Annotated in this window: 19 protein-coding genes and 4 pseudogenes; 9 read left to right on the top strand and 14 right to left on the bottom strand. The window is 60.0% G+C overall.

What is annotated here, in order from left to right; genetic code table 11:
* Nucleotides 1-131: 131 nt before the first annotated feature.
* From ACSKB8_RS17475 to ACSKB8_RS17465, 3 genes and pseudogenes are all read left to right on the top strand, one after another.
* The gene (locus ACSKB8_RS17475) at nucleotides 132-1,250 is read left to right on the top strand and encodes a DUF1236 domain-containing protein (protein ID WP_438105428.1); all 1,119 of its coding nucleotides are present in this window, start codon (nucleotides 132-134) and stop codon (nucleotides 1,248-1,250) included.
* 25 nt (nucleotides 1,251-1,275) lie between these two features.
* Nucleotides 1,276-1,594 (top strand): annotated as a pseudogene (locus ACSKB8_RS17470) (hypothetical protein).
* 179 nt (nucleotides 1,595-1,773) lie between these two features.
* Nucleotides 1,774-2,001, top strand: coding sequence for a hypothetical protein (locus tag ACSKB8_RS17465; protein ID WP_438105427.1), 228 nt, complete (start codon nucleotides 1,774-1,776; stop codon nucleotides 1,999-2,001).
* Nucleotides 2,002-2,083: 82 nt separating this feature from the next.
* On the opposite strand, the gene ACSKB8_RS17460 is transcribed toward ACSKB8_RS17465, so the two are convergent.
* Both ACSKB8_RS17460 and ACSKB8_RS17455 read right to left on the bottom strand, forming a co-directional pair.
* Entirely contained in the window at nucleotides 2,084-2,449 is a 366-nt protein-coding gene (locus ACSKB8_RS17460; RefSeq protein ID WP_438105426.1) for a response regulator transcription factor, read from the bottom strand.
* Nucleotides 2,450-2,590: 141 nt separating this feature from the next.
* The gene (locus ACSKB8_RS17455) at nucleotides 2,591-2,944 is read right to left on the bottom strand and encodes a hypothetical protein (RefSeq protein ID WP_438105425.1); all 354 of its coding nucleotides are present in this window, start codon (nucleotides 2,942-2,944) and stop codon (nucleotides 2,591-2,593) included.
* A 269-nt stretch (nucleotides 2,945-3,213) separates the two neighbouring features.
* Between ACSKB8_RS17455 and ACSKB8_RS17450 the strand changes: the two genes are divergently transcribed.
* Together ACSKB8_RS17450 and ACSKB8_RS17445 are read left to right on the top strand one after the other, a co-directional pair.
* A complete protein-coding gene (locus ACSKB8_RS17450; protein ID WP_438105424.1) occupies nucleotides 3,214-4,185 on the top strand; it encodes a sensor histidine kinase in 972 nt (323 codons plus the stop codon).
* Between the two features lie 616 nt (nucleotides 4,186-4,801).
* A complete protein-coding gene (locus tag ACSKB8_RS17445) occupies nucleotides 4,802-5,293 on the top strand; it encodes a hypothetical protein (protein WP_438105423.1) in 492 nt (163 codons plus the stop codon).
* Here ACSKB8_RS17445 and ACSKB8_RS17440 read toward each other — a convergent pair.
* From ACSKB8_RS17440 to ACSKB8_RS17405, 8 genes are all read right to left on the bottom strand, one after another.
* Entirely contained in the window at nucleotides 5,262-5,645 is a 384-nt protein-coding gene (locus ACSKB8_RS17440; RefSeq protein ID WP_438105422.1) for a response regulator, read from the bottom strand. The genes ACSKB8_RS17445 and ACSKB8_RS17440 overlap by 32 nt on opposite strands.
* A 176-nt stretch (nucleotides 5,646-5,821) precedes the next feature.
* The gene (locus ACSKB8_RS17435) at nucleotides 5,822-6,202 is read right to left on the bottom strand and encodes a hypothetical protein (protein ID WP_438110894.1); all 381 of its coding nucleotides are present in this window, start codon (nucleotides 6,200-6,202) and stop codon (nucleotides 5,822-5,824) included.
* A gap of 31 nt (nucleotides 6,203-6,233) precedes the next feature.
* Nucleotides 6,234-6,464: a hypothetical protein gene (locus ACSKB8_RS17430; protein WP_438105421.1), complete on the bottom strand. Its 231-nt coding sequence runs from the start codon at nucleotides 6,462-6,464 to the stop codon at nucleotides 6,234-6,236.
* A gap of 155 nt (nucleotides 6,465-6,619) precedes the next feature.
* Nucleotides 6,620-7,084, bottom strand: coding sequence for an ATP-dependent DNA ligase (locus ACSKB8_RS17425; RefSeq protein ID WP_438105420.1), 465 nt, complete (start codon nucleotides 7,082-7,084; stop codon nucleotides 6,620-6,622).
* Nucleotides 7,085-7,129: 45 nt separating this feature from the next.
* Nucleotides 7,130-7,438, bottom strand: a complete 309-nt coding sequence (locus ACSKB8_RS17420) for a hypothetical protein (protein WP_438105419.1) — start codon at nucleotides 7,436-7,438, stop codon at nucleotides 7,130-7,132.
* Nucleotides 7,439-7,732: 294 nt separating this feature from the next.
* Nucleotides 7,733-7,912 carry a hypothetical protein gene (locus ACSKB8_RS17415; protein WP_438105418.1) on the bottom strand — a complete coding sequence of 60 codons (180 nt, stop codon included), beginning with the start codon at nucleotides 7,910-7,912 and terminating at the stop codon, nucleotides 7,733-7,735.
* Nucleotides 7,913-8,148: 236 nt separating this feature from the next.
* The gene (locus ACSKB8_RS17410; protein ID WP_438105417.1) at nucleotides 8,149-8,367 is read right to left on the bottom strand and encodes a hypothetical protein; all 219 of its coding nucleotides are present in this window, start codon (nucleotides 8,365-8,367) and stop codon (nucleotides 8,149-8,151) included.
* A 684-nt stretch (nucleotides 8,368-9,051) separates the two neighbouring features.
* Nucleotides 9,052-9,318: a hypothetical protein gene (locus ACSKB8_RS17405; protein ID WP_438105416.1), complete on the bottom strand. Its 267-nt coding sequence runs from the start codon at nucleotides 9,316-9,318 to the stop codon at nucleotides 9,052-9,054.
* 180 nt (nucleotides 9,319-9,498) lie between these two features.
* Here ACSKB8_RS17405 and ACSKB8_RS17400 point away from each other — a divergent pair.
* A pseudogene (locus tag ACSKB8_RS17400) lies at nucleotides 9,499-10,002 on the top strand (transposase); the annotation flags it as partial.
* 817 nt (nucleotides 10,003-10,819) lie between these two features.
* Here ACSKB8_RS17400 and ACSKB8_RS17395 read toward each other — a convergent pair.
* From ACSKB8_RS17395 to ACSKB8_RS17385, 3 genes and pseudogenes are all read right to left on the bottom strand, one after another.
* Nucleotides 10,820-10,966, bottom strand: coding sequence for a hypothetical protein (locus ACSKB8_RS17395; RefSeq protein WP_438105415.1), 147 nt, complete (start codon nucleotides 10,964-10,966; stop codon nucleotides 10,820-10,822).
* On the bottom strand, nucleotides 10,963-11,271 hold the full coding sequence (locus ACSKB8_RS17390) for a cupin domain-containing protein (protein WP_438105414.1): 309 nt from the start codon (nucleotides 11,269-11,271) through the stop codon (nucleotides 10,963-10,965). The genes ACSKB8_RS17395 and ACSKB8_RS17390 overlap by 4 nt, the downstream gene beginning before the upstream one ends.
* Before the next feature lie 194 nt (nucleotides 11,272-11,465).
* A pseudogene (locus ACSKB8_RS17385) lies at nucleotides 11,466-12,305 on the bottom strand (transposase); the annotation flags it as partial.
* A gap of 108 nt (nucleotides 12,306-12,413) precedes the next feature.
* Between ACSKB8_RS17385 and ACSKB8_RS17380 the strand changes: the two are divergent.
* Nucleotides 12,414-13,970, top strand: coding sequence for an ISL3 family transposase (locus ACSKB8_RS17380; RefSeq protein WP_438105413.1), 1,557 nt, complete (start codon nucleotides 12,414-12,416; stop codon nucleotides 13,968-13,970).
* Here ACSKB8_RS17380 and istB read toward each other — a convergent pair.
* A pseudogene (istB, locus tag ACSKB8_RS17375) lies at nucleotides 13,953-14,753 on the bottom strand (IS21-like element helper ATPase IstB); the annotation flags it as partial. The gene ACSKB8_RS17380 and the pseudogene istB sit on opposite strands and share 18 nt — an antisense overlap.
* Here istB and ACSKB8_RS17370 point away from each other — a divergent pair.
* Together ACSKB8_RS17370 and ACSKB8_RS17365 are read left to right on the top strand one after the other, a co-directional pair.
* Nucleotides 14,737-17,106, top strand: coding sequence for a hypothetical protein (locus ACSKB8_RS17370; RefSeq protein ID WP_438105412.1), 2,370 nt, complete (start codon nucleotides 14,737-14,739; stop codon nucleotides 17,104-17,106). The pseudogene istB and the gene ACSKB8_RS17370 overlap by 17 nt on opposite strands.
* 162 nt (nucleotides 17,107-17,268) lie before the next feature.
* The gene (locus tag ACSKB8_RS17365) at nucleotides 17,269-18,798 is read left to right on the top strand and encodes a nucleotidyltransferase domain-containing protein (protein ID WP_438105411.1); all 1,530 of its coding nucleotides are present in this window, start codon (nucleotides 17,269-17,271) and stop codon (nucleotides 18,796-18,798) included.
* Nucleotides 18,799-18,808 lie beyond the last annotated feature (10 nt).

The following is an 18,808-nucleotide window of genomic DNA, read 5'->3' as shown; positions in this document are numbered from 1 at the left end:
GTCTCATTTCGCTACACAGCAATCCTCCGTCGCCCGGAAGAAATGCTGACTCTGCGTTGCCGACATTTCCCGGAAAGGAACTGCGCGGTGCATCCGGGGTTTGATCGATGTCCGCATTTAGGAGGTTTCAAATGAACAAGCGTTTATTCTTGGCCACGACTGCAGCAGTTGCGATCGCGACTTCGGCTTTCGCGCAATCTTCTCCGAGCACGTCGAACTCCAATCCGTCGGCTACGCAACGTCAGCAGGATTCCACGTCGACGACGCCGTCCTCTTCGACGTCGACACCGTCGTCCAACTCCTCTTCGGGATCCGCGCAGACCAATTCTTCGACGAATTCGGCCCAGAAGCAGCCTCCGTCATCGACTGGCCAAAGCGCAACGGGCCAGACGTCCAACTCCGGTACGGGCACCAACACCACGCAGGCGCCCACGTCGAACAACTCGACCAGCCAGGCGCAGGCCAGCCAGCCCTCCAACCAGGCCAATCCGACCAATCCGCCGTCGAACCAAGCGCAGACAAACCCGCCTGCGAACAATCAGACGCAGAGCGCGAACCCACCGGCTTCGGGCACCAACCAGGCGCAATCGCCGACGGGCACCGGGTCTACCAACACGGCCCAGCAGCCGAACAATCAGCAGAACACGGCCGATCGTTCGTCGACCACCAACGTGAACGCGTCGGTGAACATCAACGATCAGCAGCGGACCCGGATCAGCACGTCGATTTCGCACCTGAACGTGCAGCCGCTCACCAACGTGAACTTCTCCCTGTCGGTGGGCACGGTCGTGCCGCGCGACGTCCGCGTGCAGCCGCTGCCCGCGGATGTCGTGGAGATTGTGCCGCAGTACCGGGGCTACAACTTCGTGCTGGTGAAGGACGAGATCGTGATCGTGGAGCCCTCCAGCTACAAGATCGTCGCGGTCCTGCCGTACTCGGGTCGTTCCACGGCGGCCGCGCCGGCGCGTAGCGAGCAGCGCAAGACGACCTTCAGCGACAAAGACCGCGAGGTGATCCGCAAGCACGCCAAGGCGCGCCCGGTCGAGCGCGAGCGTCGCACCACCGGCAGCACGGTTCGCACCGAGATCCGCACCGGAGAGCGCGTGCCGGAAGGCGTGGAGATCGAAGCGTTCCCGGAAGAGGTCTATCGGGATGCTCCGACCCTTCGCGAGTACCGGTACATCAACCGGGACAGCCGCACCTACATCGTCGAACCCCATGAACGTCGCATCATCGAAGAGATCGACTGATCTCGCCAAGGAAGGAGAACACCCAATGAAGACCATCGCGCTAGGAGCTTTCGCGGCGGCCCTGATGGCGTCGTCTGCGAGTGCCGCCCCTCTTGCACCCGCGGCCATCGCGTCGACGGAGGTCGCGGGCATCGAGCAGGTCCGAACTCGTCTGCAACGAGTATGGCCGCTGCTACCGGACCCGCGGTCCCCGCTATGTCCAACGCTACTACGGTGGAGACGACGGCTATGTGGTCCGCCGCAGCTACGGCTACTATGGCGGCCCGGGCTACTACGATCGCGGCTATGGCTACTATGGCGGTGGCCCGAGCATCGGCTTCAGCTTCGGCACCGGCCGTTGGTAAACTGTACGGCCGATGGGCCGCCCTCAGGGCGGCCCATTTCCAGATGGCATCTTCGGCTTGCCCCGAGATGGTTGCATCCTCAACGGCCCGTCGGTCGCTCGGCGATCACATCTTGCGCGAGCCAGCGGGACCTCGTCCTTCAAGCCCTCGACGAGGCGCTCCAGCGGGGAGACTAACAATTGGCCATCTACCGAATACTTCAAAACTCGCCTCTGGGGCCTGAAGAGATCACGCGGCTTTCGACAGCTTACGAACAGGCCCTGCGAACGATTGGCGTACAGGATCGCAACGACCCCCTCACCGAACTGATTGCCAAGAAGATCATCGAGATCGGTCAGACCGGCCTCAAGGATCCCGCTGCGATCTGCGGTCGGGCCGTCGAGGAATTAGGCCTACCGAAAGGTTGATTCCACGGGAGAGGCGGATGTACCCAAGCGATGGATCCGACGGCGGTCCAGTGCGCTACGGCTCGGCCACCGAGTAGAGCATCTAACCCGGCCGCGCTCCCTTTTCCTCGCCGAGCTCCTTGATCATGCGGACGATCTCCTCCGGATGGAAGGGCTTCTGCACGATCCGGCTGCCCGGGACAGGGCGTGGTGTGGCGGGCGAGAAGCCCGTCGCGTAGATGACCGGCAATTCCGGATCCTGCTCTCGGTAGCGTTCCGCGATCTGCCACCCATCGACCTGTCCGGGCAGCCTGACGTCAGTGACCAGCACGTCCGCGACGTGGCGCTGGCACCAGGCCAGCGCTTCCTCCCCGGTGCTCACGTGTATCACGTGATAGCCTGCTTCGCGCAGCGCTTCGGCGACGAATTCGCGGATTAGAGGGTCGTCCTCGACGAGAAGTACGCTCACTGGTGGCTCACTTGTTACGGATGTCGAACGGCCAAAATGCGTGGCCGTTCCTGACGGGTAGCCCGCCGACGTGGAAGCCTGTTCTGCCTGGCCTTATGACCGGCTGCGGAAGTCCCCTTGAGTTCGGGACTCGCGGAGGCCTCAGGGTTTCGGGGCTGGTTGCGGCGTTGGCGAAGCTTGCAACGCGGAGGGCTGCGGTGCAGGGGCGGTCGCGGGCTGCTGCGGAGGCGCGGCAGACGGCTGATCGCCTCCGCCATGCGGGACACATGTACCGATGTTGCTCAACAGCCGTTTGGCTTGGAGGTCACGTGCCTTCGAATACTCGCGTCGCCGGTCGATGTTGGCTGCGGCCCATCGATCCCATGCCTCGAACGCGTCCGCGTAGTGCTTTCGCATCTGCTCCTCGGCGGAGAGGCATTCGGCGAATTTGTCGAACACCAGGTCGGTATTGACCGGCGTTACGCCGCCCACCAACACGACAAGCATCCATTTCATGACCCGGCGCCCGCACCTCTCGCCGGCGCGCCATTGCGCGCAAGCTCCTGAATTTGTCGAGCAGTGCCTAGCGTGAAGCGACTTGGCGCCTGCAAGGCAGCTACTTCCGCTTGCGCCGAACGAGATTGGCCCCGGCAACGATGGGGTTCGAGGCCAATCTTGAGCGGAGTGGAGTAAACCATCGACCAGGGGTCCGGTTCCGGTCGAGCTTACAGGACATGCCAGCTGGTTGCTTAGAATTGCTGCAGCGGGCCAGGAACGGCTATCCCATGGGCGTGGTTTTGCAATCCATGAATAGGCTCTACCCGCTGGTTCTGGAGCACCGGCTTCCGGGCCCCATCCGGTACGGCATCTCGGCGAGCATCATGGTCGCCTGCGCCGTGCTGCAAATGACCCTGCAGATGCAGACCGGGGCGCCGGGATATTTCCTGTTGCTCCCGGGCGTGTTTCTGTCGGGCCTGGTCTTCGACCGCGGCTCCGGAATATTCGCAGCGATCATCGCCATCGGCGTCGGCGCCTACCTCAGTTACGCCGGCAGTAACGGCATCGATTATCTTTCGACCAACGCCCTGTTCGCGATCACCGCAGCCGGGACGGCCACCGTCGCGGAATTTCAGCGCGCGGAACTGCGGCGGGTCATGCTGGCGGACAAGACAAAGGCCGTGCTGCTGCAGGAGATGGCGCATCGGACCAAGAACAACCTCGCAATCCTCGGCGGGATGATCCGGCTGGAGGCAAGGCACGGCGGGCCGGAAGTCGCGGCCGCGCTGGAAGCCACGGCGCGCCGGCTGCAGGTGATGGCAGAGGTCTACGATCATCTCTCGCTCAAGCAGGATTCGCGCTCAGTGAACATGCGCTACTTCCTGAACGACGTCGTCGAGAAGGTCTTCCAGTCCTTGGCTCCGTCTGGACCGATCGCTTTCCAGGTGGTTTGCGAGGACGTTTACCTGGCAAACAACCACGCGCTCGCGATCGGTATGATCGCGAACGAGTTGGTCACTAACTCGCTGAAGTACGCCTTTCCCTGCGACAGACCGGGCCATATCGTGGTCGCGCTCTCGAGCGGAAGCGGCATCGAGCTGTCGGTTTCCGACAACGGCCTCGGCCTCCGCGAGGGAGCAGATCCGGGCGGACTGGGCTCCCGCATCGTGCTTCTGCTCACCCAGCAGCTGGAGGGCGAAATCGCCTACCAGCGGCTGGATCCGGGTCTGCGCGTCCAAGTGCGGGCGCATCCGCGTTAGCGTTTCTTATCGTCAAAGACTGGCCCGAACCCGAGTTGGCCACTGGCGGCGGAGTCGGCACGCCAAGTCCTTCTTGACCTTGCCGGCCGAGCAACGGAGGAAGGCCTGATGTCCACAGGCGCAATGCTTGCGCGGAAGCAGGCGCTCCTGGGCGGCTAGAGAGCGATCCCGGGCCGAACGCGCGCGAGGAAATCGCGCCGCTCCTCGCCAAGATCGAGACTGCGCTGACGCTTCTCGATTCCGCCGAGGTCGACGAGGGCGAGTAGCTCCTGCCGCGTTTATTGGTGGCCGTCGCTGTCCCGGCCGCTTCGGTTTCGGCGCAGCCCATTACGTGGACGACCTACCGCATCCCGCAGACGGGCACGTCGGTCGCCTTTCCTTCTTCGATCTTCACCGAAGAAGCGGGCCGACCGGACAGTTATGGGCAACGCTTCCGGACCGCCGACGGCAGAGCCGACCTCACGATACAGGCCGTGCGGAATGTCTCGAACGATTCACCCGCTGCTTTTCTTGCGAACCGAGGTCGTCACGGCGCAAGCCTTTATCCCCGATGTCGGGCACGTTGAAGTGACGAAGCTAGTCCCGACCAGCGAGCCGCTGCCGAAAGGGTAGGGCGATGCTCACCGCAATCTTCTCGCAATTCGGCATGGGGATCATCAACGGCTTGCTCGACAAAGCGCTCGACGCCTTCATGGCATATGAGAACAAGACGATCTCGATCGAGGAGTTGAGGACGCGGCTTTACGAAGCGATGCTCGAAAGCGTGAAAGCGATCGAGGTAGCGCAGGCGCAAGCGCTGGCGCAGACGTATCAGGCATTCATAACGACGATAGCGCAATCGCCGCTAATGCAGCGCGTGTGGGCGACGGTGCTCTCGCAACTGTTCGTGCTGATCTATCACCAATTCGGAATTCCGCTGATCGTGCTGATCATCCGGGCGGCCTATGCGCCGCGCTGGCAATATCCGTCGAGCGGGACGACGGTCGAGTGGGCCTATTTGCTGCTCGGCGCGTTAATGGGTTTGGGGCCGATGGTGGTGCGCGCCGGCCCCGGCGCTGGATCGTTCGCCGATCGGCTTAAGGCGATGGTTGGGGCGGGCCAAGCATAGAGGTGCCGACGTTCAAGAGTTGTGAAATGGCGGTGATAAGCTGCGCGGGCGCGAACGGCTTGTGCAGCAGGACACTATTGGGCACGCCTTGCACGGGCAATTCGCCACCATGACCACCGGTCATGTATACGACAGGGAAGGCCGGATCGATCAGTCTGGCCTGTCGCGCGACTTCCCACTCCCCGATGTGGCCATCGAGTTTGATGTCGGTTACCGGTGCTCTGTAGTGGATCACCCCACTCTTCAGCAGGGTCACTGCTTGTTCGCCGGAAACAGCCGAAGTGAAATCAAAGCCTGCATCTCTCAAGGCTTCTTGAGGAAGGTGCTGCAACTCATCTTCGTCCTCGTTCATTCCATTCCCGCGGCCTACTTGGGCAATCCGAAATTACGCGCGCCATAGGGTTCCGGTTCCAAAGAATTGTTCAAAAAGTGTACTCTTGGCCGACGACCCCCTTCGTCGAAGCTCGCGCTCCCTGGCTCGCCGAGCTGGCAGCCCCCGTCGAAGTAAACTGCCCTAAAACCTCGCCATCAGTACCAACCCATCTTGAAGCAGAGACCAAGCCAACCAGCGAGCGCGATTAGAGCGGCAATGTTGATGTACTTCTGAGCCTTCTGCATCGGTTCACCGCAATCAAAGGCGTCCCGCAATTCGGAACAATGGTGCTTGGTCCCTGCCTGCTCCACCTCTCCGCACTCGACCAGGTCAACAAGGTTTCGGCTTCTGGCGCCCCGCTCATCGCCGGAGCTTGGGGTTCTCCACCTTATGTGCTTTGGCGTGTTCTTCTCGACCTGCGGGACCATGCGGGCGGGGTCGGGAGCGCCCGGAACGCCCCGCGGGCCGAGCAGCTCACGCGTAATGTCATCTTCGGTTCTTTCCGGCTCGACGCCGTTGATGGGCCGCTGTCGCACGGAAACGACCTCCTGATGCGCTCGGGCAAGCTCAAGCTACCTCCGGCTTGCAGGTCTGCGGCTGCTGCTCTGGTGGCGGCGGTTGAAAAGGAATCGGGAACGTCGTGCGCGCGAGGCTTACCAGCGCCGCTCGTTGCTCGGAGAGACGGCTTTCGATGTACTCGCGCTCCAGATCGGAAAGGCGGGTCTTGAGCAGCCGGTGGTAGCGGTGAATGTTATTGCGGTGGGTGCGCAAGCGGGCGAGCTTTTCTTCGAGTGTCATCGTCATCCTCGACGGTCACGAGCAATCCTTTCCAAAAGAGGTTGGCGGGTTAGGGCGTCAAAGCTCACGCTCCATCGCGGGGTGGCTGCGGTTCTTGACCTTGATCCAGAACTTTTGCCGGCCGCCGCGGTAAGGCCGATCGCGATGTTTAGAGACTAGCCCCTCAAGTCCCATCCGGCAGGCTGCTCGGAATAGATCAGGCCCGATCTCGCCGCGCTCAAAGGGCGCCACTGTGATCCCATCGGGCCGGCGTGCCAGTAGCTTCTCCAGGTTGGCCTTGCGTATGTGGAGGGGCACGAGGATGTCGAAGGCGTAAGTTGCACCTCGGGGTCGTGCTTGCGCGAGTGCAGCGCGTTAAAATCTGAGATGCCATCGACGCCCAGGATCACGGCCTCGCCGTCGATCACGAAATGCTTCTGCCGGTTTTTCAGCGCGGCATCTGCGATCCAGGGATACCGTTTTGTCCAGTCGCTGCCGTTACGGGATAGGAGGCGCACACGCTTATCCTCCCGGATGACCAGCATCCGGTAGCCGTCGTGCTTCACCTCGTGAATCCAGTCCGGTCCGGATGGGACCTGCTTGCCGGCGGTCGCCAGGCACAGCTTGTATGCCTTAAACATACTAAGCAGATACATAGTTCCGGCGCGAAATTGCGAATCCCTGCCTCAGCGCCTCGCCGCTCTCTCCACGAACTTCAGGACGCAAGCCGCCACTTCGTCGAACTCGACAACGCGGCGGCGTAGCTCATCGGCGATCTCTACGGTTACATCGCGCGACCACCCCTCTGTCGTGTTGAATGCTACGATACGAGTGGGATGCTCATATAAGCCGTCCATCAGGTGCCGCATCAGCGTCGCGCGTCCGGTGTCCTCTTCGGCTGTTTCGCACCAGGCTCGCCGGCCGGCAAATTCCTCGACCACAAGGTAGACATCCTGGGCTGCCACATGAGGCACAATCGACGGGGAGCGGCCCATATCCAGAAAACTCCAACAAAATCGCAAGTTCCACCATCGATATTGCGCTATTAAACTGAGAAATAAAGCAAAACATAATACCAATTAAACAATTTAAATCGTGCACATTATTTAAATTTGGATTAGGCTAGGAATGGTTCGGGCAAAATGCGAGGCGAACCATGCAGTTCCTATCGGCGGGTGACCTATTTCTCATATCCGCGATGACAGGGACGGTCTTGCTGGTTGAGATCGGACTTTCATCCTTTTGGGTATGATCTAACGGACGCCAGGCAGCGGGGCTTTACGTCAGCATCACCGTTGCTTCTTGTGCTTCTTGCCTGCTCTCTTTTTCGATTTCAGAACGTCGGCCTGGCTTTGGAAGGCGCGCGCTAGCGTCCGCAGTTGCTCCGATACTTCCGCATCTGCGGCTGCCTTTGCGGCGTGCGCGGCCTTTTCAGCTTGCTTGCGCAACTGTTTGATTTCCTTCGCCATGGATCAGTCCCGTGCGCCGGTCGACGTGTCTCAATTATAGCATCTGGCCGCCGTTGAGGAGCCGGACATAGGTTCCACTCTCGTGCAGTTCGAGCCAGCCGTGCTCGACCGCGTGCTTGATCCCGGCGCCGAACTCCGGGCCGCTGACCTTGAGAGGGTTCGATATTGGCGGTGAGCTCGACCAGCTTACGGGCGGCAAATCTCCGGATCGGAGTAGGGACGTGCCTCGACGTGTTTCATGCGCTGTGTCCAGCGAACTTGTCTCTTTCGATGCGGGCGATTGTTTTGGCCTCGGCATCGCTGCGGGTCAGCAGATCCGGTCTGAGGCGGCGGCTCGGCATATCGTCCCAATAGACAAAGATGCTGGGCCGGCCATCGGCGAAGCGAACTTCGTAACTTCCGGCATCGGGGACGGCTTCCTGCTTGAGCAGGCGGACAGGATCGGCGTCGGTCATGGTCAGAATCTAGACAATCGATTGAGTGATGCCAATGAAATCCGTAGGAACAAGACGTTCGGTGCGTCATTCAGTCACAATGTCGATTTAATTCCGATTATTGTTTTAATTTTAAATTGAATATAAGCGAATTTAATTCGCAAGACGCTTGGCGGAGCACGGAGAGATCGATGAAGATAAATTGGGGCGTTCTTTCCGCAGCGGCATTTGCGTTGAACTCTGGCGATGACGACCGTGCCATCTGCATGGGCCGACCCGCCCGGCCACACGAGAGGAGCCCCCGGACCGATTGCAGGTGCCGGCCTTCCTATTCTCGCGATTGGATACGGCGTGTACTGGCTGGTAAGACGGCGGCGAGCCCGCTAGTGGCGCGGTTGCTCTATACCTGAAATCGGACAGGGAACGTTCCACGCAATTGCCGAGTTTCCCCGGTGCCCTTCCCCAAGGGTGGCCCCGAGTGGCCCCCAGCTCTAATGCCCCCAAATATCCCCGTGAGCTGGGGCCATTTCTGGAGGCCTCAGTTCATCCCATTGCCCGGAGCTGAGGCCTTTTCTTCGCGCCGGTGATCCGGCCGCCCAGATGACCTCTCACGATCGTGCCCATGGCAGAGAGATTTCCGCCAAGAGCGAGTTGAGGTAAGCCGCTAGGTTTTGGGAATGAGGACGGGCCCACGCGTCAGCCTGGCTAAGGGCGGTTTCCCATTCGCTGCCCGGTCTTCAGCCGAACATACGTCCCGCTTTCGTGCAGCTCTAACCAGCCTTTCTCGACCGCGCATCTGATGCCAGCGCCGAACTCCGTGCCGCTGCCCTTCAGGGTATAGAGGAACGACGCGTTGATCTTCTCTATGTGGATGCGGCCGTCCTGCACGGGCTCGATGCCACTGGCAATCTCGACCAGCTTGCGTGCGGCGGATTCCGGGTTGGCGAAGGGACGTTCAGCGGTGAGTTTCATGGGCCAGCCCTACCGCGCCAATTCGAGCTTGGAAAGACGCTCATTATCGTCGGTTCTGACCCGCCGCCGCGAATTGCGCCATGCTTGCAGACGAACCGCGGCTTCGAGTTCGGACAGCCTCACCGCCACCGCTCGACTTCGGACGCCGCACGCTCGGCTCTCAGAATCCAAGCGGCCCCCAAAGCTACGGTCGGAAAGGTCCTCAACGCCACCTGGCAGCGCTGCCGTGTTCACTTCATGCGCAACGCGCTGGCGCATGCCGGCAAGAGCGGGCGGCGCGTGGTCTCCGCCTTCATTGCCACCGCCTTTGCCCAGGACGACGCCGAAGCGGCACGGGCGCAATGGCGGCGCATCGCCGACCAGCTACGTCCCAAATTGCAAAAGCTCGCGGCGTTCCTCGATGAGGCCGAGACCGACGTGCTGGCTTATATGAGCTTCCCGGCCGCGCACCGCGCCAAGCTGCACTCGACCAATCCGCTCGAACGCGTCAACGGCGAGATCAAGCGGAGGACCGAAGTGGTCGGCATCTTCCCCAACGAGGACGCCATCATTCGCCTGGTCGGCGCCATCCTGCTCGAACAGAACGACGAGTGGGCGGTCCAACGCGGCCGCTACATGACACTGGAAACCATCGCCCCAATGGGCGATGATCCCGCCGTCAGCTTCCCGGCAATCGCCAGCTGACCGATCCGGCCCATGCCGGCGAACGTGGTGACACCCGCCCAGCTACACCACGCCACGGGACACGATCGAAATGACGCGATGGCCACAAGCCGAAATGGCTTACGTGCCAATGTCACCCAGCTTTACGCCATGGCATCGGCAAGTCACAAGCTTGGTTGATGAGTCAAAGTCCGGAATTCAACCTTCTAGGCTTGTCTCTACTTTCCTAGCGGTACGCTTTACGGCGCCGGCCGCTTTCTTGGCCGCACGCTTTGAAGCTCCAGCCGAGTACGTGGCCGCACGCTTTATGGCGCCAGCAGCTTTCTTGGCCGCACGCTTTACCGCTCCAGTTGCTGGTCCAGCCGAGTACTTGGCCGCACGCTTTGAACCGCCAACCGAGTACCTGGCCGCACGCTTTACGGCGCCGGCCGAACGACGCGCCTTCTTCGCCGGATAACGCACAAGGCGCCGGACTTGCTTGCCGCCTCCGGCGGTCTGCTTTTTCGCCTTTTTCGCCATTGCTGATCCTCCTACTTGAGGATAATTGCGAATACTTGAGGATAATGCGAAGTCGCGCAGCGAGGTTCCTAAACTCGGAACAAACAGCAAGCGCGCGTGTCAATATGCGTTCTTGTCAGAGCCAGCCGAGGACCGATTGGGGTCAAAGGCTGCCCTCGGCAGCTTCACGAAGGCGTTCCGCTCAGTCCTCGGAAGCGGACCGTGCGAGGCCGAGAATGGGAAGTCAGCCACGGCCAACAACCGACATCGCGCCTGTGCGGAATGACGAAAGAGGCCACCGATTGAGATGGCCTCTTTTTTATGCTTCGGCGCTTCGTTTTTACTTCTTGCGCGGATCGTCGCCTGGATCGATGAACTCGATGCCACCCGGCCCGGTGAACACAATTTGGACCATCGTTTCTTCGTTTGTCGTCCAAACATAATGGGGGTGCTTTGCCGGCAGCGCGAAGACGGAGCCCGGCTTCAATATCTCGCCTTTCGCGAGATCAAACTTTTCCCCATGGCGTTCCCAAAGCTGCCACTCATCACGGTGACGACCTCGGCATAAGGATGGGTGTGTGGCGGCACTTTATAATTCGGCGGGAATTTCACCCGCTGAACGATCGTCTCGGCCTTTGTTGGGTTACCGATCAGGATGGCGGTTTGCACGCCCCTGAAGACCGGATGTTCTATCCACGTCAGCTCATCGGGCTTGACCACCTGCATCGCATCTTGAGCCATCGCAGAACTCGCCAACGCGATCAAAGTGGCGGCGACAAAGGACTTGTTCATCCTAACCTCCTCCCTAATGTTGTTGCGGAGCTGGAAGGCCCTATAGCATACAGCGAAAACTCAGACTGAGGGCGGTTAATCTCATTTTCGGATCGGCTTAAGTCGTTTATCGCGAACCAAGTCCGAATTGGGTCTTGGCCGTGTAAAAACGGCCTTACAGGACCATCAGTCTTGAAGCCAAAACTGGTCCGGTCTCAGGCCGCGATCGCGGCGATCAGCGACCTGATCCCGAGGATATTCATTGCTCGGGTCAGATTGTAGGCCAGAACCGAGAGGGCCATCTCGGCGGCTACCTTTGGGAGGGTTTTGGTCAGGAAGTGCGTTGCTCCCATGCGTGCCTTCATCGTGCCGAACGGGTGCTCGACAGTCTCGCGACGAAGGCGCATAGCGAGCGGGTTCGCATCGAGCCGCTGCTGCACGGCGTCGAGCAGATCCTCGTGCTCCCATCGCGTGATCCGTCGCTCTGACCGGGGCGTACACTGGGGTTTGATCGAGCAATTCTTACAGGCGCTGGTCCAGTATCGCCGCAGCATCTTGTCGGCTTCTTCGTTTGTATAGCGATACGGCAATCGCTCCCCGGCCGGACAACGATAGGCGTCTTCCTCCGGCAAATAGACAAAGTCCTGCTTACCGAAGCGTCCGTCCGACTTGGCGCCCGAAGTCATCGGCTTAGGCAGAGTTACCGTGATGCCGGCCTCGTGGCAGGCGAGGATCTCCGGGCTGCTGAAGTAGCCGCGATCGGCAACGGCCTCGAGCGTCTCAGCCTTCAGAACAGCCTTCGCCTGCCTGGCCATATTGGCAAGTTGTGCCCGATCTGAGCCGCTGTTCGTCACCTCATGCGCGATGATCAGGTGATTGTCGGTATCGACGGCGACTTGGACATTGTAGCCGACCACGCCGGATCCGCGGCCACTGGTTGCCATCGAACGGCTATCCGGATCGGTCAGGGAGATTTGCTGATCCGGCGAAGCAAGCATCTGCTTCTCGTAGGCAACAAGCTTGCCCATCTCCCCCTTCAGCTTCGTCAGCTTGTCAATCGGCTTGCAAATTTGACCCCTCATCGGCGTCCAATTTTGGCTCTGACTCACTTTTGATGCAGTTCGAGGGATGTTTGGCGCATTGATTAGGGGAGAATCAGCGCCATGCAGCAAGCACTCCACCGCTCCAGTCTGGTGCCGCGTGGGTTTGTTGTAGAGAGTGCGTGCTACGAGGGTGATAAGGCCGTCATCACGGTCCGGGCGTCCGGAAGTGTTGGTCTGTGTCCATCGTGCGGGACAGTTTCGCGGCGTATCCATAGCCGGTATCGGCGACGCGTGACCGATCTGCCGCTGTCCGGGCGGATCGTGGAGCTCGTGGTGATCGCCCGCCGCTTCCGCTGTGATGCCGTCCTATGCGGGCGCCAAATCTTCACCGAGCGCTTCGCCGAAGGGGTACTGGCGCCATCGGCGCGACGGACGGCAAGGCTGGACTCCATCGTCCATCACCTCGGTCTGGCGCTTGGCGGTCGACCGGCAGCGGGCTTTGCAAAGCGGCTAATGCTGCCGGTGAGCAAAGATACGCTTCTTCGGGTAGTTCGGCGCCGTAGCCGTCCCCCAGCTCACCCGCTCAGGGTTATCGGCATTGATGACTGGGCTTGGCGGCGCAATCACCGATACGCGAGCATCATCTGCAACCTGGAAAGGCGCCGGGTGGTCACCGTGCTGCCGGATCGTGAACCAGCGACCGCTCAAGCCTGGCTCTCTGCTCACCCCACGATCGCGATCATCGCTCGCGATCGTGGCGGGGGATATGGCGAAGCAGCAGCAAAGGCCCTGCCGCACGCGGTGCAGGTAGCCGATCGTTGGCATCTGATGGAGAACGCCAGTCGGGCCTTCCTCGATGCCGTGCGCAAATCGATGCGCCAGATACGCCTCGTCATCGGTGCGACCACGATCGATCCCAAGCTGCTCACGGCCGCCGAGCGCCTCCAGTATGAGGGCTATCTGCGCCGCGAGGAGACCAACGCGGCTATCCTGGCTCTGTCGAAGAACGGCATACCTATCAAGCAGATCGTGCGTCAGACCGGCCATAGCAGGAAGCTGGTGCGACAGGTGGTCCGCGACGAACGCCACGACGTCTTCCGAACCCGGCAAAGTTCGTTGGATCTGCACTTGCCATGGCTCGACGATCAATGGGCGTCCGGCTGCCGCAATGGAGCTGAACTTTGGCGCCGCTTAACAGCGCGTGGCTTCCGAGGCTCGCTCCGTGTCATCAGCGAGTGGGCAACTCGCAGACGACGGGCTGAAAAGGCCGACGCGCGAAATCTTCAGAGGATTCCGTCGGCCAGAACGATCGCGCGGCTAATGACAATCGGCCGGGACTTGCTAACGAAAGCGGAGACCGTCACGGTAGCGGCAATCGAAGCTGGGATACCGACTCTGGTCGAGGCACGCGAGATCATCGCTGAATTCCACTTGATGGTCCGGCGCAAGGTTGACGCGGGACTAACTCCATGGATCGAGCGCGCCCGCAGCAGTCTCGTCGCTTCGTTCGCCAACGGCGTCGCCAAGGATGAGGCGGCGGTGCGGGCGGCGATCACTTCGCCCTGGTCCAACGGACAAACCGAAGGACAGATCACGCGCCTCAAGCTCGTCAGGCGTCAAATGTATGGCCGCGGGAAGATCGATCTGCTCCAGGCCCGGCTAATCGGTGCAGAATAATCGGAGCTGCACCAAAATTGCGTCAGAGCCCAATTTTGACCCCTTTGCGCGGCGAGCTTTGCTGGTAGCGCTCGTCTCGTCGGAGCTGGCCGGGATAGCGGAGGCGAGACGAGCGCGGGTGGCGTGATCGTCGTCGCGGCTCTTGAACCGCCAGCTATCGTTGCCGGTCTCGACAATGTCGCAGTGATGGGTCAATCGGTCGAGCAGCGCGGTGGTCATTTTGGCGTCGCCGAACACGCTCGGCCATTCGCCGAAGGCGAGATTGGTGGTCACGATGACGGAGGCGCGCTCATAGAGCCGGCTGACGAGGTGGAAGAGAAGCTGGCCACCGGACTGGGCGAAGGGCAAATAGCCGAGTTCATCCAGCACGATGAAGTCCATCCGGGTCAGATGCTCAGCGAGCCGTCCTTGCCGTCCGTTGCGGGTCTCGGTCTCGAGGCGATTGACGAGGTCGACTACGTTGAAGAAGCGGCCGCGGGCACCGGATCGGATGCCGTTTCTGGCGATGGCAATGGCCAGGTGGGTTTTGCCTGTGCCGGTGCCGCCAACCAGCACGACGTTGCGTAGTTGGGCGATGAAGCCGCCGCCAGCGAGATCATTGACGAGAGTCTGATTGATCGGCGTGCCGTCGAAGTGGAAGTCGGCGATGTCCTTGGCAAGCGGCAGCTTGGCAATGGTGAGCTGGTACTTGATCGAGCGGGCTTGCTTCTCGTTGATCTCGGCGTTGAGCAGGTCGCCGACAATGCGCTGAGGTTCGTGCTGGCGCTTGCTCGCCGTCGATATCTACGATGCGGCCTATGGTTTTGCTGAAAGCTCTGACGATTCCACGAACATGGGCAATAGCGTGATTTTGTCGCTGCGCTCAAATCGCCGTCAGGACTATCAGAGTGCATGGCATCTCCTGTCGGAAGCTGTTCCGGCGATTATTCGGGACGATCTTGACGCGGGAATCCGTGCGGTTGTGCGTGGCCTGCATGGCTATGTTCGACGAGAGCGGCACTATGAACCCTATCCGGGAGAGCCTTCGACAGAGTCGTTTTCTCTCGGCCCTTTCACGGCGAACTTTCAGGCTGATTGGAGCCATACCTGGTATCTTGGCGGATTCCAGCCGGTTCAGGATGGACCCGTCCTTCTGAAGAAGTTCGATGAATACCTAGGGCGCCTTGCGAGCGAGGATGGTGCTGCTGTCAAAATTGAGCAGATACTCACGACGCTTGCGCAAGAGCCCGTCGTCATTGGCGCAGTTTGGGGAAGCCTCCTGGTTGCAGGCACGAACCACCCGTCGGTTTTTGCTCGGCAGCTTTCGCCCTTGTCGTGTGCGCCTCCCATCATGCGGAGCTCCGACACGCGCTTTCAATTGGGAGGCTTCATTGCGGCAGCCTATGAGCATCTGACGCAGGCCGAGCGTGACGCTTTTGAACGAGCGCTTCTAAACCTCCCTGATGACGTATCAGGTAAGAGGAGCAAGTCCACTCTCGCAGGCTGCATTCCAAGAGCGCTCATCTCGACGGCCGAGATGCGAGACTATGTTAACGCTCTGGAACAAGCGGGGGAACTGCGGCCGAACGTGCCGCCCGTTCGCTTTACTAGTGGGTCCCGTGCTTTCGATACCGACGCCTATCTCGCCTCGGAAGGCGTAGCGCTGGAAGATCCGGAAAACGCGGCGCTTCGTAAGATGTTGCGGGAGGTTGAAAATGTGGCGATGCCCAACGGGACGGCCCATCTCTCTCTGGAGTCTGTCCAGCGTCAGATCAAGCTGTTGAAGGCTTGCCATGTAGGCCTCAGCAAGCGGTTTGCAGGCAAGGTGCCGGCGAAGCTGTTTGAGCACGCAACGGGACAGTTGGCGGAGGCGGCGTCGCGCATAGCACGTGGTAAGCCCAACGTATTGGCAACCCCTTCTATCAAACGGTCCTTGAAGGATATTTTGTTCTTCTGTGCCGCAAGCAAAAACCCGCACTACAGCGCCAAACACGAAAGAGGCTTCCAGGAAAGTGTTTCATGGGGAGGCCCCTCGGCTCGTACGGCTGCAGCGCACGGATTGATGGATCTGACGCGAGCTTCGAAAAGGCGTGATGCCGCGATCATGGCAGCCATACGTAAGCTCGCCAGAGATCCCGTCCCCGAGGTGCGGCTTCAGATTGTTCAGAATCTTTGGATCGTTCGATTCCTTGATCGAGACTGGGCCTGGTCCGAATTGGAATATGCCTTGGCGAAGGAGGTCACTCGTGGTGTCGTCGGCGGTGCTATCGATGCTCTGTCGCGCATGGCGCACCAGGACTATCCACGCACCATTCGAGCCGCCAAAAGCGTCATCCGTCGCTATGGCAACAAAAACAAGCCCGGCATGGCGGCGTGCCGATCCGAAGCCGAAACTCTTATTTTTGACCTCCATATCTGGGACTTAAATGCCGAAGCGGATACGTTCGCTGCGGCCGTGATGGGTAATGTCATCAGCAATGCGGGGATCATCCGAAATCTTACGGCGCGTTATTCCGACAATCTCCTCAAGGGAAGCATCGAAAAGCCGGAAGATGCCAACAACCTTCCCCGACAGAAGACCATTGCTTTCTACCAAACCGTTACAGAATTAGCTTTTCGGGAGATCGAAGACCGCGCGGCACGCCGCGATATGCGCGTGTTCGATAGCTGGCCGGAAGCCGACAAGACCGCGGTTCGCGACATGTTCGGCATCTTGGACGAAGTATCGATCCGTATCCATTTTGCCGCCGGCACTCACTATGACGGCGTGGCCCCAACCGACGATGTCTCGCCAGAGCGTGTGAGATTGTATCGGGAAACGAAGCCGATTTTAACTCGGCTCTCTACCGCGATCGTCGCCCCGATCGCACATCACCTTATTCAAACTCTTGAGACGTTCATTCCAATCGAGCCTTCGGCCGTATTCGCGTTGATTGCTGAAGCTGTGAAATCGGCTGAGCAAGGTGGCTATAGCAACGAATCGGCGGCCTCTGATCCTATCGTTCGGATCACACAGCGGTACTTGGCGGACTATCGTGCGATCTTTGCTGATCGCGCCAGGTTGAACGATCTGATGGACTGCCTGGACGTCTTTGTGCGCGCCGGCTGGCCGGCGGCACAAGCCCTCACATTCAAGCTCGGTGAAATTTGGCGCTAATTTTCAGAGCGATCGTCTCTGGTCCCGGCTCCGTAATGAGCGCGATGCGGGAAATCTCAATATCGCCGAGGCGCCGATGAAGTGGGGGTATTTGACCCTTCTGCCACGTCGCGTTAATGCTGCTCGACCTCGTCCTATAGGCTGCAATTACTCGCGTATGTCATGACGAACACAGCTCTAGTTGTTGACCTCAAGAAACGCCTCACCGCCTGGAGCGATGGCGTCGCCAAAGATATCGACACCGCCGGCGTATTTCTATTTGGAAGTCTCGTCTACCGGGACGGGGCGCAGTTTGGCGCCGGCAGCGACGTTGATCTCGTCGTGTTGTTCCCGGACAAGCCTATGGATGCGCTCGCGCGGCGCGCCTGGCTCGAAAAGCTGCTCGAGCACAAGATCCGTCTCGAAGCAGAGCTGGCTAGCGTCTTGATCGAGGCAGATCCGGGAAAGCCACTGTGCAGTATCGTTGTGCCGACGCCTCGCGAGATCACAGGAGACATTCACAAGGACGGCGCGCGGGGCTTTTTCAAGGAAAATGCATATCTGAGCCTTCTGAATGCCAAGGAACTGAAAGGCCTTCCCGGGGCTGGCACGCGTGAAATCAAGGACCGCCTAGCCATTGAAGGACTACGGTTCGCCCAAAAGAAGCGTAACGCCTTTTTGGCCGTGAATGCCAAGGGGGAGGGCGGGATTACACCTTACGCCGGCGCTGACCCGGCGCCGAAGGATATCATGCGCCATGCGGCCATGGCGGCACACTCGGACGATCGCAATGCGGACCCGGGCGCGGAATACGACACTCAAGAAGGCTTGGACTTTTTGACTCACGAGCTGTATCGACAGCGAGGAGCTGCATCCGCATACCGCTATCTGCATCACTGGCTTTCGATACGACGGGGAGCGCGAGGCGACGTTGGGCCTCTCGAAGCGAGTGACCACTTGCTATTCGCAGAAATAATCGGCGATGCCGCGCTTGCACGCTTGAACAAACCGGATGAACAGCTTGCCTCATTGCGAGGAAAGCATAGCACGGTTTGGTTCTCGGAACGCTTTGCGCAAGCCTTCCCCGGCGTGCGTGGTGTCCAATGGTTCGATGAGCCGGAACAGGTCAAAACACGTCTTCTCAGGCTGCTGGAGCCGCCGCTCGAGTACGCTGACGCTCAGCCCGTTTGGTGGTTTCGAGGACCAAGCAATCTGCCAATACGTGCGTTCGGGCACGTTCGCGACCGCCTGTACCAGATGGATGAGAGCGAGCTCTTGATCCGCCGGATCGCTGCCGTGAAGCCGGGCCCCTATTACTGCGACTTCCTTTATGTCGAGCTCGATCCGATGGAGCCGATCGGCATATGTTCCCAGACGGCGGAGCGTATCACTGAAGAAATGAGTGACGAGGGACACTTCGGTTACTATTGGGAAGAATATGGCTTGGTCGACGGCAAGCATGTCATCGGCCGATCGCAATATGATGATGGTGCAGCAGAGGTTGAAGGTAAGCTTGAAGATGTGCGCGGTCGGACGGAGCTCCGCGTGCGGTATGTGACGCCCTACAATTTCATCATTGCGGCAAATCAGTCGCCAATAAACAACGGCGACTTTGACGAAGTCCTCCTGAACGCGATGAGCCGCATGTTGCGTGGAGAAGATTGCTTGGAAGAGCTTCGTAAGGCCGTCTTGAGACTGCCCAAACGCCATTAAGTGCGTGGTC

It is taken from the genome of Bradyrhizobium sp. BR 1432 (assembly GCF_051547705.1).
In the GTDB taxonomy this organism is placed as follows: domain Bacteria; phylum Pseudomonadota; class Alphaproteobacteria; order Rhizobiales; family Xanthobacteraceae; genus Bradyrhizobium; species Bradyrhizobium zhanjiangense.
The sequence above is the reverse complement of the archived record's forward strand: the minus strand, read 5'-3'. Positions and strand labels throughout refer to the sequence as shown.

Excerpts from the sequence above, each read along its gene's own strand:
- ACSKB8_RS17475 (WP_438105428.1), top strand. The coding sequence starts at position 132 with ATGAACAAGCGTTTATTCTTGGCCACGACTGCAGCAGTTGCGATCGCG.
- ACSKB8_RS17455 (WP_438105425.1), bottom strand. The coding sequence starts at position 2,944 with ATGAAATGGATGCTTGTCGTGTTGGTGGGCGGCGTAACGCCGGTCAAT.
- ACSKB8_RS17450 (WP_438105424.1), top strand. The coding sequence starts at position 3,214 with ATGGGCGTGGTTTTGCAATCCATGAATAGGCTCTACCCGCTGGTTCTG.
- ACSKB8_RS17445 (WP_438105423.1), top strand. The coding sequence starts at position 4,802 with ATGCTCACCGCAATCTTCTCGCAATTCGGCATGGGGATCATCAACGGC.
- ACSKB8_RS17440 (WP_438105422.1), bottom strand. The coding sequence starts at position 5,645 with ATGAACGAGGACGAAGATGAGTTGCAGCACCTTCCTCAAGAAGCCTTG.
- ACSKB8_RS17430 (WP_438105421.1), bottom strand. The coding sequence starts at position 6,464 with ATGACACTCGAAGAAAAGCTCGCCCGCTTGCGCACCCACCGCAATAAC.
- ACSKB8_RS17425 (WP_438105420.1), bottom strand. The coding sequence starts at position 7,084 with ATGTTTAAGGCATACAAGCTGTGCCTGGCGACCGCCGGCAAGCAGGTC.
- ACSKB8_RS17420 (WP_438105419.1), bottom strand. The coding sequence starts at position 7,438 with ATGGGCCGCTCCCCGTCGATTGTGCCTCATGTGGCAGCCCAGGATGTC.
- ACSKB8_RS17415 (WP_438105418.1), bottom strand. The coding sequence starts at position 7,912 with ATGGCGAAGGAAATCAAACAGTTGCGCAAGCAAGCTGAAAAGGCCGCG.
- ACSKB8_RS17410 (WP_438105417.1), bottom strand. The coding sequence starts at position 8,367 with ATGACCGACGCCGATCCTGTCCGCCTGCTCAAGCAGGAAGCCGTCCCC.
- ACSKB8_RS17405 (WP_438105416.1), bottom strand. The coding sequence starts at position 9,318 with ATGAAACTCACCGCTGAACGTCCCTTCGCCAACCCGGAATCCGCCGCA.
- ACSKB8_RS17390 (WP_438105414.1), bottom strand. The coding sequence starts at position 11,271 with ATGAACAAGTCCTTTGTCGCCGCCACTTTGATCGCGTTGGCGAGTTCT.
- ACSKB8_RS17380 (WP_438105413.1), top strand. The coding sequence starts at position 12,414 with ATGCAGCAAGCACTCCACCGCTCCAGTCTGGTGCCGCGTGGGTTTGTT.
- ACSKB8_RS17365 (WP_438105411.1), top strand. The coding sequence starts at position 17,269 with ATGACGAACACAGCTCTAGTTGTTGACCTCAAGAAACGCCTCACCGCC.